This window comes from Pseudofrankia sp. EUN1h (assembly GCF_001854645.1).
Classification (GTDB): Bacteria; Actinomycetota; Actinomycetes; order Frankiales; family Frankiaceae; genus Pseudofrankia; species Pseudofrankia saprophytica.
Window position 1 is genome coordinate 195,500 of sequence record NZ_MBLN01000045.1, and the last position, 13,798, is coordinate 209,297.

The 13,798-nt window shown below is 72.8% G+C and carries 14 protein-coding genes; all 14 read right to left on the reverse strand.

From position 1 onward, the window contains the following. Positions 1 to 6 precede the first annotated feature (6 nt). The 14 genes from BCD49_RS11870 to ftsY all read right to left on the reverse strand — a co-directional run bounded on the left by BCD49_RS11870 (position 7) and on the right by ftsY (position 13,786). The gene (locus BCD49_RS11870; RefSeq protein ID WP_007516698.1) at positions 7 to 582 is read right to left on the reverse strand and encodes a hypothetical protein; all 576 of its coding nucleotides are present in this window, start codon (positions 580 to 582) and stop codon (positions 7 to 9) included. After that, positions 579 to 1,910, reverse strand: coding sequence for a DNA-processing protein DprA (gene dprA / locus BCD49_RS11875; RefSeq protein ID WP_007516697.1), 1,332 nt, complete (start codon positions 1,908 to 1,910; stop codon positions 579 to 581). The genes BCD49_RS11870 and dprA overlap by 4 nt, the downstream gene beginning before the upstream one ends. Continuing rightward, positions 1,907 to 3,526 carry a YifB family Mg chelatase-like AAA ATPase gene (locus BCD49_RS11880; RefSeq protein WP_007516695.1) on the reverse strand — a complete coding sequence of 540 codons (1,620 nt, stop codon included), beginning with the start codon at positions 3,524 to 3,526 and terminating at the stop codon, positions 1,907 to 1,909. Before BCD49_RS11880 ends, dprA begins: the two co-directional genes overlap by 4 nt. Then, entirely contained in the window at positions 3,526 to 3,918 is a 393-nt protein-coding gene (locus BCD49_RS11885; protein WP_007516693.1) for a YraN family protein, read from the reverse strand. Before BCD49_RS11885 ends, BCD49_RS11880 begins: the two co-directional genes overlap by 1 nt. Positions 3,919 to 4,254: 336 nt before the next feature. Then, entirely contained in the window at positions 4,255 to 4,551 is a 297-nt protein-coding gene (locus BCD49_RS11890) for a DUF2469 domain-containing protein (protein ID WP_007516692.1), read from the reverse strand. Further along, entirely contained in the window at positions 4,548 to 5,267 is a 720-nt protein-coding gene (locus BCD49_RS11895) for a ribonuclease HII (protein ID WP_027141228.1), read from the reverse strand. The genes BCD49_RS11890 and BCD49_RS11895 overlap by 4 nt, the downstream gene beginning before the upstream one ends. Further along, a complete protein-coding gene (gene lepB, locus BCD49_RS11900; protein ID WP_007516689.1) occupies positions 5,264 to 6,430 on the reverse strand; it encodes a signal peptidase I in 1,167 nt (388 codons plus the stop codon). The genes BCD49_RS11895 and lepB overlap by 4 nt, the downstream gene beginning before the upstream one ends. Before the next feature lie 640 nt (positions 6,431 to 7,070). Beyond that, a complete protein-coding gene (gene rplS, locus BCD49_RS11905) occupies positions 7,071 to 7,412 on the reverse strand; it encodes a 50S ribosomal protein L19 (RefSeq protein ID WP_007516688.1) in 342 nt (113 codons plus the stop codon). A 239-nt stretch (positions 7,413 to 7,651) separates the two neighbouring features. After that, positions 7,652 to 8,458: a tRNA (guanosine(37)-N1)-methyltransferase TrmD gene (trmD, locus tag BCD49_RS11910; protein WP_007516687.1), complete on the reverse strand. Its 807-nt coding sequence runs from the start codon at positions 8,456 to 8,458 to the stop codon at positions 7,652 to 7,654. A gap of 99 nt (positions 8,459 to 8,557) precedes the next feature. Continuing rightward, a complete protein-coding gene (gene rimM, locus BCD49_RS11915; protein WP_007516685.1) occupies positions 8,558 to 9,094 on the reverse strand; it encodes a ribosome maturation factor RimM in 537 nt (178 codons plus the stop codon). Positions 9,095 to 9,261: 167 nt separating this feature from the next. After that, positions 9,262 to 9,495 carry an RNA-binding protein gene (locus BCD49_RS11920; RefSeq protein ID WP_007516683.1) on the reverse strand — a complete coding sequence of 78 codons (234 nt, stop codon included), beginning with the start codon at positions 9,493 to 9,495 and terminating at the stop codon, positions 9,262 to 9,264. Next, a complete protein-coding gene (rpsP, locus tag BCD49_RS11925) occupies positions 9,496 to 9,921 on the reverse strand; it encodes a 30S ribosomal protein S16 (RefSeq protein WP_007516682.1) in 426 nt (141 codons plus the stop codon). Positions 9,922 to 10,163: 242 nt separating this feature from the next. Then, a complete protein-coding gene (gene ffh / locus BCD49_RS11930; protein ID WP_007516680.1) occupies positions 10,164 to 11,735 on the reverse strand; it encodes a signal recognition particle protein in 1,572 nt (523 codons plus the stop codon). An 881-nt stretch (positions 11,736 to 12,616) separates the two neighbouring features. Continuing rightward, positions 12,617 to 13,786: a signal recognition particle-docking protein FtsY gene (ftsY, locus tag BCD49_RS11935; RefSeq protein ID WP_007516679.1), complete on the reverse strand. Its 1,170-nt coding sequence runs from the start codon at positions 13,784 to 13,786 to the stop codon at positions 12,617 to 12,619. Positions 13,787 to 13,798: the final 12 nt, after the last annotated feature.

The following is a 13,798-nucleotide window of genomic DNA, read 5'->3' on the forward strand; positions in this document are numbered from 1 at the left end:
CGACGGTCAGTTGTCCGTCTCGGGAAGCGGATGCGTGGCAGGGGACGCGGCCGCAAGGGCCGGACCGGGAGCTCCGGACGAACGTGGGACGGCGATCGCCAGGCGGCCGACGGGGGCGACGTCGTGGCTCCCGTCCTCGTAGCAGCGCCAGGTCACCTCACCGGCTGGGACCTCGTCCCCGGCTTCGGCACGTAGCGTCGCGGCGTGCCGCGGGCAGCGCGGCCAGGCGTGCCAGAGGATCTCCGTGAAGCATTCCTGCACACCCACGGCGACGGCCACGACCGCCTCCGCGCCCTCCGCGCCAAGCGGCAGCGGCCCGGCACCCGCCGGCCAGAACCGCCCGTCAGGCAGGGCCACGAAGAACCCCTGCTCGGTGCCGACCAACTGGAACCGGCCGCTCCCGGTGACCAGGCGTCCCGCGGCCTCGCCCGCGCCGTCACCGTCACCGTCACCGACCAGGTCGACGTCACGGGTCGTGTCGTCGGCGCCGATCGCCGGGCCGTCGCCGGGATGGCTGTCGAGGTCGCGCTGGACGAGCCGCAGGGCGGCGCGCAGGCCGGCGAGCTGGCTGTTCGGGGTCATGGGTGAACCTCCCGCGTCGGGAACAAGGCGTCATCCTCCACGGCGGCATGGGGGGTGCCGACGTGCGACTTTCCGGCCAAGGTCGAGCCGGCCAAGGTCGAGCCAGTCGGGGTCGAGCCAGTCGGGTCTGGCGCCGTCGGGGGGCCCACAGCGAGCCGGAGCGGGTCCGGCCGGGGCTGGGCCGGACCACGGCCGAGCGCGGTCAGCCGGTAGCCGTCCGGCCCGGACTCGACGAGGCCTTCCACCTGGAGCGGGCCGAGCATGGCGAGCACGTCGCGGGGCTCCCTGCCGATCCGCCGCGCCAGCACCGCGACGCCGGCGACACCGCGCGACGGCAGGGCCTCCAGCAGAGCGCGCACCACGGCGGGCAGGTCGTCGCGCGGGCTGGTGGAGGCACTCGCGGGACCGCCGTCGAGACCTACCGGCCCGATCTCCTCCTCGATGTCGCGCGCATCTGCGACCAGCGCGCATTCCTCGCGGTGGTCACGCAGCAGCCGATGGCAGCCGGCCGACATCGCGCTGGTCACCGGGCCGGGCACGACCATGAGCCCGCGGCCCAGCCGGCGGGCATGCCGCGCCGTGCTGAGCGCGCCGCTGCGCAGTCCCGCTTCCACCAGCACCGTGCCTCTGGTGAGCGCGGCGATGAGCCGGTTCCGGATGAGGAAGCGCCGACGCAGCGGCGGGCTGCCTGGCGGCACCTCGCTGACCAGCAGGCCGCTGCCGCGGATGTCGTCGAGTAGCCGCGCGTGCGCGGCCGGGTAGGGGACGTCGACACCGCAGGCGAGCACGGCCACCGTCGTCCCGCCGCCGGCCAGGGCGCCGCGGTGCGCGGCGGCGTCGATCCCGAACGCCGCACCCGAGACGACCGTCCATTCCCGCTCGGCCAGCGTGTACGACAGCTCGCTCGCGACGTGCTGCCCATAGGCGGTGGCCGCCCGGCTGCCGACGACCGCGACACCGCGCCGGTCGACGTCCGTGAGGCTCGCGCGCGGCGCGCCGGCAGCGCCGAGGACCCAGAGGGCCAGCGGCATGCCGTACTCCCGCTCGCCACGCCCCACCACCCGGTCCAGGCCGTCCAGACCTGCTGGCCAACCTGGATCGCCGGGGCAGATCAGCCACCCGCCGAGCTCATGCAGCCGGTCCAGGTCACGGCGCGGCTCGATGTCCGGATGCTCGGCGCGGATCCGGGCCCACGCCTCGGTGGGGCCGACCGTGCGCAACAGGCCCGCGAGTCTCGCGTTGCCGTACCCGACGAGGTGCGACAGCGCCGCCCGCGCGAGCCGGTCCGGCGATTCCTCGTCGCCGGGCGGGCCGGTCGGCGCGTTCACGCGTCCCGCCCGGGGATCCGCAGGCTCAATGCGAGGCCGAGCTCGGTTGCGCCCGGCCGGTCCAGGCCGCGCAGGTCGGCCAGCGTCCAGGCGACCCGCAGCACCCGGTCGAGACCGCGGGCGGTGAGCGACCCGGTCTCGTAGGCCCGGTCGGCGGCGAAGGTGACCGACGGCGGCAGCGGCCAGTCCCGCCGCAACATGGCACCGGGCACCTCCGCGTTCGTCCGCCACGGGGTGGCCCGCAACCGGGTGGCCATGGCCGCCCGCGCGCTCGTGACCCGCTCGGCGACGACCGCGGTGGACTCGGCGGAGCCCGCGTCCGCCCGCAGCTCGGCGCGGCTGGGCGCGCCGAGCTCGATCTGCAGGTCGATGCGGTCGAGCAGCGGGCCGGACAGCCGGGCCTGGTAACGGCGCCGGACCGCGCTGGGGCACTCGCAGGCGTTCTCGCCCCTGGTGCGGGCCTTGGCGCACGGGCATGGGTTCGCCGCCAGCACCAAGAGGAACCGAGCGGGGAAACGGGTGGTCATCCGGGCTCTGGAGATCTCGATCACGCCGCTCTCCAGCGGCTGGCGCAGCGCGTCGAGCGCCGGCCGCGCGAACTCGGGAGCCTCATCCAAGAACAAGATCCCCCGGTGTGCCTGGCACGCGAGTCCGGGGCGGATCACGGTGGTGCCGGCACCGATCAGCGCGGCCGGCGTCGCGCTGTGATGCGGGCCGCGGTACGGCGGACGGCTGATCAGCGGTGTGCCTGCGGGCAGCACGCCGGCCACCGAGTGCACGGCCGTCACCTCGATGGCCGCCTCGAGGTCCAGATCAGGCAGCAGGCCCGGCATCCGCTCGGCCAGCATCGTCTTTCCCCCGCCGGGCGGCCCCTGCATGTACAGGTGATGGCCGCCGGCGGCGGCGACCTCGACGGCGAGCCGGCCGCGGCTTTGCCCGGCGACGTCGGCGAGATCGAGATCCGCGTCGCCCGGCGGCTGGCCGGGGTTCCCGCCGGATCGGCGAAGCCCGGGATGGCCGCCGGATCCGCGGATCCGACCGGGCAGGTCCGCCGCCAGAGCCACGAGCCCGCTCCCCACCGCCGTGGCCGGCTCCGGCTCGTACTCGCCGCGCAACAGGCCGATCGCGCTGCGCAGGTCCGGGACCGGCTCTACCTCGGAGGCGGGGACGAGCGCCGCCTCGGCGGCGTTGCGCACCGGAACCACCACCCGGCTCACACCCGCGTCCACGGCCGCCAGCACGGCCGGCAGCACGCCGCGCACCGGGCGGACCCGGCCGTCCAGCGCGAGCTCGCCGAGCATCACGCGCTGTTGGGGGGCGACCCGTGGGACCACGCCCGCGGCGGCGAGGATCGCGAGCGCCATGGCCAGATCGAAGGAGCTGCCCGACTTGGGCAGGGTCGCTGGGAACAGCCCGACGGTGATCCGCTGGTCGGGCCATTTCTGCCCGGAGTTGAGGACCGCGGCGCGGATGCGGTCGCGGGCCTCGGCGAGCGCCGCGTCGGGCAGCCCGATCAGGGTGAGGCCGGGCAGCCCACCGGACAGGTGCGCCTCCACCTCCACCAGGTGGCCCTCGACCCCGATGACGGCGACGGCGAGGGCGCGCGCCAAGGCCATCAGAACGCCCCGCGCCGGTGCTCGACGCGCATGGCCTCGGGCACGCCCGGTATCAGGTCGCGGCTGACCGCCAGCAGGTCGAAGCGCACCGGGCCGCGCAGGCGTGGGTGCGCGGCGAGCCAACGCACGGCCAGCAGGCGCACCCGGGCGGCCTTGCGGCCCGCCACCGCCTCGGCCGGCGTGCCGAACCGCGTCCCGCTGCGGGTCTTGACCTCGCAGAACACCAGCGTGCCCGCCTCGCGGGCGACGATGTCCAGCTCGCCCTCACGGCACCGCCAGTTCCGGTCGAGGATCTCGGCGCCGCTCTCGACGAGGTGGCGCGCGGCCAGGTCCTCACCGAACCGACCGAGCTCGTCCTTGGCTCGGCGTTCCCCTCTTGGCCTGGATGTCACAGCCGGACCCCCGCCGTCCGCCGGCCGCCCGCGACCGGCTTCACTCGAGCGGCGCTGCCCTGGCTGTTCGGCCAGGGACGGCGCACCGCCCGCGGCGGCTGCTGCCGCCAGCGAGGATCAGCGTGCGAGCCTGGCGGCCCCACGTCGAGGCCGGTCGGCGCTCCTGTGGACAACTGCCCGCCGTCCACAGACTGGCGAAGTGGCCAACGGTCCGGACGCGACTTCACCAGGCATGCCGGGCCCGGACATGAAGCGGCGAGCGGGACCCTGGCGGCGGCACGCCGCCAGACCCGGCCTAAAAGGGACGCCAGGCCCGAACTGAACGAACCCTCGGCGCTACAGCTCCGCCTTCGTCAGCTCCTCGACGTTGACGTCCTTGAACGTGACGACCCGGACGTTCTTCACGAAGCGCGCGGGGCGGAACATGTCCCACACCCAGGCATCCCGCAGCGTCAGCTCGAAGAAGACCTCGCCGTCCGAGGTGTTCCGAACGTCGATCTTGTACTCGTTGGCGAGGTAGAAGCGGCGCTCGGTCTCGATCACGTACGAGAAGAGCCCGACCACGTCCCGGTACTCCCGATAGAGCTGCAGCTCCATCTCGGTCTCGTACTTCTCTAGGTCCTCGGCGCTCATGCGGGCTCCGTGCCCTGCCGGCCGGCCACTGCCACGGTCTCCTCCAGCCGCACCGATCGAAAGTCCCCACCCTGCGCGACCAGGGACTGGACATTGACATACGAGAGGCGGTGCTCCTCGCACGGCCCGTGTCTCGCCAGTGCCGCGGCATGCGCGGCGGTGACGTATCCCTTGTGCTGCGCGAAATCGTACTCGCCATAGCGCTCGTGCAGCTGGCACATGATCCGGTCCCTGGTGACCTTGGCGATGACGGAAGCGGCCGCGACACAGCCCGCGACCTGGTCACCCTTGCGGACGGCGAGCGACGGTGCCTCGATTCCCGGCACCGGGAACCCGTCGACGAGCACATATCCCGGCCGCACGGCGAGGCGCGCCACGGCGCGGCGCATCCCGGCGATGTTCATGACGTGCAGCCCGTGCCGGTCGATGTCGGCTGCCGGGATCACGACCACGGACCACGCCGCCGCCACGGCCATCACGTCGTCGTAGACACGCTCCCTGACCCGCTCGGTCAGCAGTTTCGAGTCCGCGAGGGCGCCGAGGCGCCCAGTCCTGCGCGGATCGAGGACGACGGCGGCCACCACCATGGGGCCGGCGCAGGCGCCACGGCCGGCCTCGTCGACGCCGGCCACCGGGCCGAGACCGCGCCGCGCGAGCGCTCGCTCGTAGCCGAACAGACCGCTGTCACGCCGGATGACCGCACCCGGGGGCTTCATCGCGAACGTCGCCACCGCGCCCGCCGCCACCGCCCGCCTCTGCCGGGCGTCCGTCCGGCGCCCGGCCCACGGCCCGGCGACAGCCCGCGTCGACCGCCGCCGCCGTGCACGGCGAGGGCGAGGGCGCCGACGAGGGGCAACGAGGCGGGCGTGCCTGTCGGCAGCGCGCCGTCGCCCTGGAGGCCGGGATCGGCGGCGCCGGTGAGGGGACGCGCCGGGCTCGCCGCCGGGATGCCGTGGAACGTGCCGGGGACGGTCAGAAAGCCGAACCGGCTGAGCGGCCATACCCGTACGAAGGCGCGGCCGACGACGGCGCCGGTCGGGATCGTCCCGTTCGCGCGCGAGTCCGACGAGGCGCTGCGGTGGTCGCCCATGACCCACAGCCGGCCGTCGGGCACCTTCACCGGGCCGAAGGGCTGGCTGTCGTTCTCGAAGACGTACGGCTCGTCGAGCGCCTTGCCGTTGACCATCACCCGGCCCTGGCTGTCGCAGCAGCTCACCGTGTCGCCGCCGACGCCGATGACCCGCTTGATGAAGTCCTTGTCGCTGGGCGCGCCCAGGCCGAGCAGGTTCTGGGTGCCGCGGACGAACCGGCTGAACCCGTTGCTGGGCGGGGCGATCACCGACTCGTGGCTCTGGAACCCGGTCCCGTCCCCGTTGAAGACGACGATGTCGCCGCGGTGGACGTCCCGGAAGTGGTAGACGACCTTGTTCACCAGCACCCGGTCGTTGATGAGCAGCGTCCGCTCCATCGACTCCGACGGGATCCAGAAGGCCTGTACGAGCAGGGCCTTGATGAGCAGCGCCAGAACGAAGGCGATGAGCACGAGGACGGGTAGCTCCCGCAGGAACGATCCGCGCCCCTCCTCACGGTCGCCGCGCCCGGGCCGCTCCCGCCTACCGCCACGTACCCGCCGGCCCACGCGGGTCGTAGGACCGGCGGAGTCATCGGGCTCGTCGGTGGCGCGGTCGTCCTCGTCGGCCTCGCTGGCCGTCGGCCCGAAGCCGTCGTCGTCCCAGGCACCGCGGTCCACGGCTGGCGCGGGCCCGCGCGGGGGTCGCGGCCCGCTGGCCGACGACCACCCGGAGCCCAGGCCGGCCCCGGCGGGCAATGCTCCGCCGATGTCGGCCGGGTCCGGAGTGCCCTGCTCGGACGAGCTCACTACGCCACCTCACGTTGTGATCCGCGGCGGCCCAGAACCCGGCAACGCGCCAGGCAGGCCGGTGACCACAGGACGACGACCAACTGTGGTCCCTGAGTTCCCGAGCGCGGCAGCCGTTGTCTCGTCCGCCGGTGCTCGGTCACGACCCGTCTATCTTCGTCCATCCACCCGGCGCACGCTGGCACGCACCCGTCCCCGCCACGCCGAGCATGGGTGGACGTTGTTCGGAATCGTCCGGCCTCGGAACTCGTGGTATTCGCCAGGACCATGCGCGGGTACGGACACCCACGTCCGGTCACCTGGCTCGATGGGACCGACGACGCATGCCATGGCGCCCGATGTCCACGTGGTCCACGTGCCCGGCATCCACGCGCACGCTGGCGCCGCGAAGGCGCTCTTCGGCGACGGGTGGCCTGGTGCGAGACCCGTTGGCGACGACGCGCTCAGCGTGGCGGCAGCTCAGCCGTCTCGCCGGCCCGGATCCAGACCCGGCCACCGCTCGGGACGCCCCGCCCGAAGGCAGGCAACGAGGGGATGCTCGACGCCCGACCTAGGGTCCCCGCCGAATCACCGACAGGTTCCCGCCGAACCGGAGGTCCGGGAGGTCCAGGGCGCCAGCACCCGCCTCAGCGCCCGCGAACTACCGCTTTTCCTTGATCTTGGCGGCCTTGCCGCGCAGTTCACGCAGGTAGTAGAGCTTGGCCCGGCGAACGTCACCGCGGGTCACGATCTCGATCTTCGAGACGATCGGGCTGTGCACCGGGAAGGTGCGCTCCACGCCGACGCCGAAGCTGACCTTGCGGACGGTGAAGGTCTCCCGCAGGCCGTCGCCCTGCCGGCGGACCACGACGCCCTGGAAGACCTGGATGCGCTGGCGGCTTCCCTCGACCACGCGCACGTGGACCTTGAGGGTGTCGCCCGGCCAGAACTCGGGCACGTCGGTCCTCAGCGACTCGGCGTCGAGGCTGTCCAGGGTTTGCATGGCAGTCGCTTCCTCAGTGGTGGCAGTTGGTCCTAGGTCCTCACGGCGAGCCGCGCCCAGGGCGGCGAACTCACCACGATCATGAAGGCCGGACACCGGCTACGCCGCAGACCTGCGCGCTGGTGGATCACGCGTCAGGTCGTCGGTGCCGAGACCCGGCCGAACCGGCCACGGACCGGCGGACACTGCATCCTACTGTGCCACACGACCGGCCGGGCGCATCGCGGCGGCCACCACGATCACCCCGCCGGCGAGGACGCATCGCGCGCGGTGGTGTCGATCGGCGGATCCGGCTCCGCTTCCAGGGCCTGGGCGACGACCAGCCGGTCACGGTCGCCGAGCTCGAGCGACGTGAGCAGGTCCGGACGACGCCGCACGGTCCGGCTCAGCGCCTGGTCGCGCCGCCACCGAGCGATCGCGCCGTGATCCCCGGATAGCAGCACATCAGGGACCCGATGCCCCGCCCACTCGGGTGGACGGGTGTACACCGGCCCTTCGAGCAGCCCATGCGCGAACGAATCATCCGCGACCGACTCGGCATTGCCGACGGCGCCGGGCAGYAGCCTGGTGATCGCCTCGAGCATGACGAGCGTCGCGACCTCTCCGCCGGAGAGCACATAGTCACCGATGGAGACCTCGTCGTCGGCCCAGACATCGACGACTCGGGCGTCGATGCCCTCATACCGGCCGCAGCAGAAGACCAGCCAGGGCTCGACGGCCAGGTCGGCCGCGTAGGCCTGGGTGAAGGGCCGCCCAGCCGGGGTGGGGACGATCACACGCGGCCGTGGCGCGGGGCCGCCAGCACCAGCGTCGGTGCCGGCGCCGGTGACCGAGCGCAGCGCCGCGTCCCACGGCTCGGGGCGCATGACCATGCCCGGGCCGCCGCCGTACGGCGTGTCGTCGACGGTCCGGTGCCGGTCGGTGGCCCAGTCCCGCAGGTCGTGAGCGTGGATCTCCACCATGCCGCGGTCGCGGGCCTTGCCGAGCAACGACAGACGTAGCGGCTCGAGATAGGCCGGGAAGATCGTCAGAACGTCCACCCGCATGCCGGGTGACTCTCCTTCCCACCAGCGGCCCGGGCCGAAGGAGGCTTGGGGCCCTTCCTCCTTCGTGCCTCGGCGGGCCCCCGGCGACGTCTGCGCCGGTCAGTCGAGGTCGAGCAGGCCCGGCGGGGCGTCCACGACGAGCCGGCCCCCGGCCGGGTCGACGGTGGGAACGATGTCGTGGACGAAGGGAACCAGATGCTCGCCACCGCCCGGCTTGCCGATCGCCAGCAGCTCGCCGGCCGCCGTGTGCACGATGTCGGTCACCTCACCGAGCAGGCTCCCGTCCGGGGCGACGGCACGCAGGCCGACCAGGTCGCGGTCCCACCAGAGCTCGCCGTCATCGTCCGGCTCGTCGGGATCCGCCGCGTCACCGGCCAGATCCGCGTCGATCGTGAGCACGATCCCGCGCAGCCCCTCGGCCGCGGTCCGGTCGGCCACGCCCTCGAAGCGAATGAGCAGCCGTCCGGAGTGCCACCGGGACGTGGCGATCACCAGGTCCGACCCGTCGCTGGGTCGCTCGAACCGGGCGCCGACGGTGAACCGCCGCTCGGGCACGTCGGTCCGAACGTCGATGGTCACGTCACCGCGAACGCCGTGCGCCTTCCCGATCCGGCCCACGACGATTGCCTCACCCATCGCCGACCCGCGCCGACCGAAGCATTTTCCCCGCCGGGTCGGCGACAGAGTCCCTGCCGGATCCGCGAAGCGGATCCGGCAGGGAAGCGACCCAGCGGAAACCCCGGCTTTGCCGGTCCGGGAGGAAACCCAGGACTCCCCACGATGAGCAGGGCTCGCCGCTCACGTCACCGGTCGACGTCGACGACATCGACACGCAGCCCACGACCGCCAACGCCGGCCATGACCGTGCGCAACGCCTTGGCGGTACGGCCACGCCGGCCGATCACCTTCCCGAGGTCCTCGGGATGCACCCGGACCTCGAGGGTGCGGCCGCGCCGGTTCGACAGCAGGTCCACCCGGACGTCCTCCGGGTGGTCCACGATCCCCCGAACCAGATGTTCGAGCGCCGCTTCGAGCACCTACTGCCCCGCGGCCGGCGTCTCGTCGCCTTCGGCGGCGGACTTGCTCTTCTTCTTCGGCGTGGTGGCCGGCTTCTCCTCGAGACCAGCGGCCTCGCGCGCCGCGGCCTGGAAGACCTCGCGCCGGTTGGCCTTGGGAGCCGCGACCTTCATCGGCTCGGGCGCGGGCAGGCCCTTGAACTTCTGCCAGTCACCAGTGACCTTGAGCAGGACGAGCACCGGGTCGGTCGGCTGCGCGCCGACCGAGAGCCAGTGGGCGGCCCGCTCGCCATCCACGATGATCGTGCTGGGGTCGTCCTTCGGGTGGTACTGGCCGATGGCCTCGATGACCCGGCCGTCCCGCTTGGTACGGGCGTCGGCGACGACGATGCGGTAGTGCGGCTCACGCATCTTGCCGGTGCGCTGCAGCTTGATCTTGGTTGCCACGGTTGTTGAAAAGCTCCATTGCTTGAGGGCCGCGCACCACAGCGCGGTACCAGGTTCCGGGGGCCGTCCCCCGGGCCGATCTGACGACCTCCGGGGCTGACCCAAAGTCAGCGGCAAACCTAAACCTAGGGCAGTCGGCTTGCGCCTACAGTCTGCCAGATCGTCAGCCGGACGCGCCGCCGGCTCCCGCGTCCATGCTTGGCGGTCCGGCGGCCGACGGGTCGCCGGGGCAAATTTGCTCCCTAACGACCGCGGCGTCCGGGCGGGTTGAAGGCTCCGGGCTTGAGCAGTGCGGACAGGTCCACATCCCCCATCCCGCCGGGAGGCAGGCCGCCCGGCAGCCCGTCGACGCCGGGAGCCCCGCCCACGCGGCCACCGCCGGGCTGCTTGTTCTTGGCCTCCGCCGCCTGCGCGGCGCGCGCCGCCGGGTTGCCCTTCTTGTTGGCGCCCTTGCCCTTCTTCGGCGCCTTACGGGCCTGAGCAGCCTTCCCGCGTCCCATCCCAGGGATGCCGGCGCCATTCGCGAGCTGACGCATCATCTTGCGCGCCTCGGCGAACCGGTCCAGCAGCTGGTTGACCTCGGTGACGGTGACCCCGGACCCCCGGGCCACCCGCTCCTTGCGGCTCTTCTGCAGGATGCTCGGATCGCTCCGCTCGCCCGGTGTCATCGACCGGATGATCGCGACGACCCGGTCGACGTCCCGGTCGTCGACCTGGGACAACTGGTCCTTCATCTGGCCCATGCCGGGCAGCATTCCGAGCAGGTTGCCGATCGGCCCCAGCTTGCGAACGGCCAGCATCTGGTTGAGGAAGTCCTCGAGGGTGAACTCCGACGCGGCCATCTTCCGCGCCATCTCTTCGGCCTCGTCCTGATCGAAGGCCTGCTCGGCCTGCTCGATCAGGGTGAGGACGTCACCCATGCCCAGGATGCGTGACGCCATCCGTTCGGGGTGGAACACGTCGAAGTCGGCGAGTGCCTCGCCAGTGGACGCGAACATGATCGGCCGGCCGGTGACGTGCGCGACCGACAGCGCGGCGCCGCCGCGGGCGTCACCGTCGAGCTTCGTGAGCACGACGCCGCTGAAGCCGACCCCGTCGAGGAACGCCAGCGCCGTGGTGACGGCGTCCTGGCCGACCATCGCGTCGACGACGAAGAGGATCTCGTCCGGGTCGACCGCGTCGCGGATGTCGGCCGCCTGCCGCATCATCTCCTCGTCGATGCCGAGGCGGCCAGCCGTGTCGACGACGACCACGTCGTGGACATGGCGGCGAGCGTGGGCCATGGCATCGCGGGCGACCGCGACCGGGTCACCGACGCCGTTGCCCGGTTCGGGCGCGAACACCTCGACGCCGGCCCTCGACCCGACGACCTGCAGCTGGTTCACCGCGTTCGGGCGCTGCAGGTCCGCGGCCACGAGCAGCGGCGTGTGCCCCTGCTTCTTCAGCCACATACCGAGCTTGCCGGCGAGCGTCGTCTTGCCGGTGCCCTGCAGACCGGCGAGCAGGATCACGGTGGGCGGCGTCTTGGCCAGCCGCAGCGTCGTGGTGCCGCCGCCGAGGATGCCGACGAGCTCCTCGTTGACGATCTTGATGACCTGCTGAGCCGGGTTCAGCGCCTGGCTGACCACGACCCCGCGGGCACGCTCCTTGATCGCCGCGATGAACGCGCGGACGACCGGCAGGGCGACGTCGGCCTCGAGCAGGGCGACCCGGATCTCCCGCGCCGTGGCGTCGATGTCGGCCTCGGACAGCCGACCCCGGCCGCGCAGCGACTTGAAGACCGTGTCGAGTCGGCTGGACAGGGTGTCGAACACGCGCACACTCCGGGATCGCTGGCCTGTGGTGGGAGGGGCCCGTCCGCGCGGCCACCGGCCGGCCCGACCATTCCGACGAGCCGGCGAGCGCCGCCACATCGGGCGAACACGACCCCACCAGGAGAGTCGGCTACCACGCCCCGGGCAGCATGGGAACGGACAGTTCTAGGGTACGCATCCAGACCGCCCCCCGGCCCAGCGGTAAACCCAAACGCCCCCACAGCTTCTGCTCGAACCCCGAACTCACCCCTGCAACGACCACCAGCGAGGTCCGACCTCCGCCTCAGCCCCGGACGGGGTAACGCCGGCAGTCACACGCGCAACCCAGCCACAGCTGGTGACAGCGCATCAGCGCAGCACCAACCCAGCCACGTCACCGAGCCGGCCGCAGCCCGACCACCGCCATATGCCTCAGCCCGGAACCACGCAGGAGGGCGCTCAGCGCCCGATAGGCGCTGCCCGGTTGCGGGCGCGGAGCGTCCGGCAACGGGAGCGCCCCAGGTCCGGCGAGGCATGCCGCACGAACTCGGGCTGGCGATGACGCCAGCCTGGTCCGCCCTCTCCGTTGAGGAGGGCGGGACACCTCGCCGGACGCTGGTTCCCCGATCCGGACCGCGCCGGTGGGGATCTTCACGGACGTGCGGGGCGCGGTCAGCGGGCCAAAGAAGACCGCCCAAAGATGCTAGATCGAGTCCAGCRCCGAAAGAAAGGCCTGGAGGCAACTTGGTGTGTCTCAGGCCACATCTACATTTTCCAGCCGATCCCACTGCCTCGGCGGCCTCCGAGACGAGAACGGATACCCCATCCGCGGGCCCCGGCCTACCGCCCGGCCAGCCGGCCGGTGGGGCGGTAGGGCGATGTACCAGGCCGTTCGGGACAGGTCAGCTCACGGGCTCGCCGAGCAGGGCGTCGACGAAGCCCTCGGGTTCGAACGGCGCGAGGTCGTCGGGACCCTCGCCCAGGCCGACCAGCTTGACCGGGACGCCCAGCTCACGTTGGACGGCGATGACGATGCCGCCCTTCGCGGTGCCGTCCAGCTTGGTGAGGGCGACGCCGGTGATGGCGACGGCCTCGGCGAAGACCCTCGCCTGGATGAGGGCGTTCTGGCCGGTCGTCGCGTCCAGCACGAGGATCACCTCGTCGACCGGGCTCTGCTTGACGATGACCCTCTTGATCTTAGAAAGCTCGTCCATCAGTCCGACCTTGGTGTGCAGACGGCCGGCCGTGTCGATCACGACGGTGTCGACGCCGTCCGCGATGCCCTGCTTCACCGCGTCGAAGGCGACCGACGCCGGGTCCGCGCCCTCCGACCCGCGGACCGTCACCGCGCCGACCCGGCCGCCCCAGGTCTCCAGCTGGTCGGCGGCGGCGGCACGGAACGTGTCGGCCGCGCCGAGCACGACCGACCGGCCGTCGGCCACCAGCAGTCGCGCGATCTTGCCGCACGTGGTCGTCTTGCCGGTGCCGTTGACCCCGACGACCAGCATGACCGCGGGCCGGTCCTCGGCCGAGACGCGCAGCGACCGGTCGGCGGTAGTGCCGATCTGAGCGAGCAGCTCGTCGCGCAGCATCTCCCGCACGTCGTTGTAGCCGCGGGCGCCGAGCACGGCGGTGCGCTCCCGCAGCGCCGCGACGAGCTCGCCGGTCGCGCCGACACCCACGTCGGCGAGCAGCAGCGTCGACTCGACGTCCTCCCAGTCCTCGTCCGAGAGCTCGTCGCCGGACAGCAGTGACAGCAGGCCGCGGCCGAGCGACGACTGCGAGCGGGCCAGCCGGGCGCGCAGCCGGACGAGCCGGCCCACCGCGGGCGCCGGCACCTCGAGGCCGGGCGGCTGGGCCACCTCGGCCGGGGCGACCGCCTCCGCCTCCAGCGCGCCGGGTGGTGCCTCCAGCGTGCCGACACCGCCGGCTGGCCCGGTCCCGGTCAGCTCCTCGGCGCCGGACCGGGCCCGCGGCAGCCGGGGCCGGCGGCGCACCGCGTTGCCGACCAGCGCCCCGCCCGCGACCACCAGCAGGACGGCGACCACGACGATGATGTACAGGTACTCCACGCTTCGATCCTT

Bases quoted from the DNA above. Each gene is read 5' to 3' on its own strand.
- rplS (WP_007516688.1), bottom strand. From the start codon at position 7,412: ATGCAAACCCTGGACAGCCTCGACGCCGAGTCGCTGAGGACCGACGTG.
- BCD49_RS11870 (WP_007516698.1), bottom strand. From the start codon at position 582: ATGACCCCGAACAGCCAGCTCGCCGGCCTGCGCGCCGCCCTGCGGCTC.
- BCD49_RS11880 (WP_007516695.1), bottom strand. From the start codon at position 3,526: ATGGCCTTGGCGCGCGCCCTCGCCGTCGCCGTCATCGGGGTCGAGGGC.
- BCD49_RS11890 (WP_007516692.1), bottom strand. From the start codon at position 4,551: ATGAGCGCCGAGGACCTAGAGAAGTACGAGACCGAGATGGAGCTGCAG.
- rimM (WP_007516685.1), bottom strand. From the start codon at position 9,094: ATGGGTGAGGCAATCGTCGTGGGCCGGATCGGGAAGGCGCACGGCGTT.
- BCD49_RS11895 (WP_027141228.1), bottom strand. From the start codon at position 5,267: ATGAAGCCCCCGGGTGCGGTCATCCGGCGTGACAGCGGTCTGTTCGGC.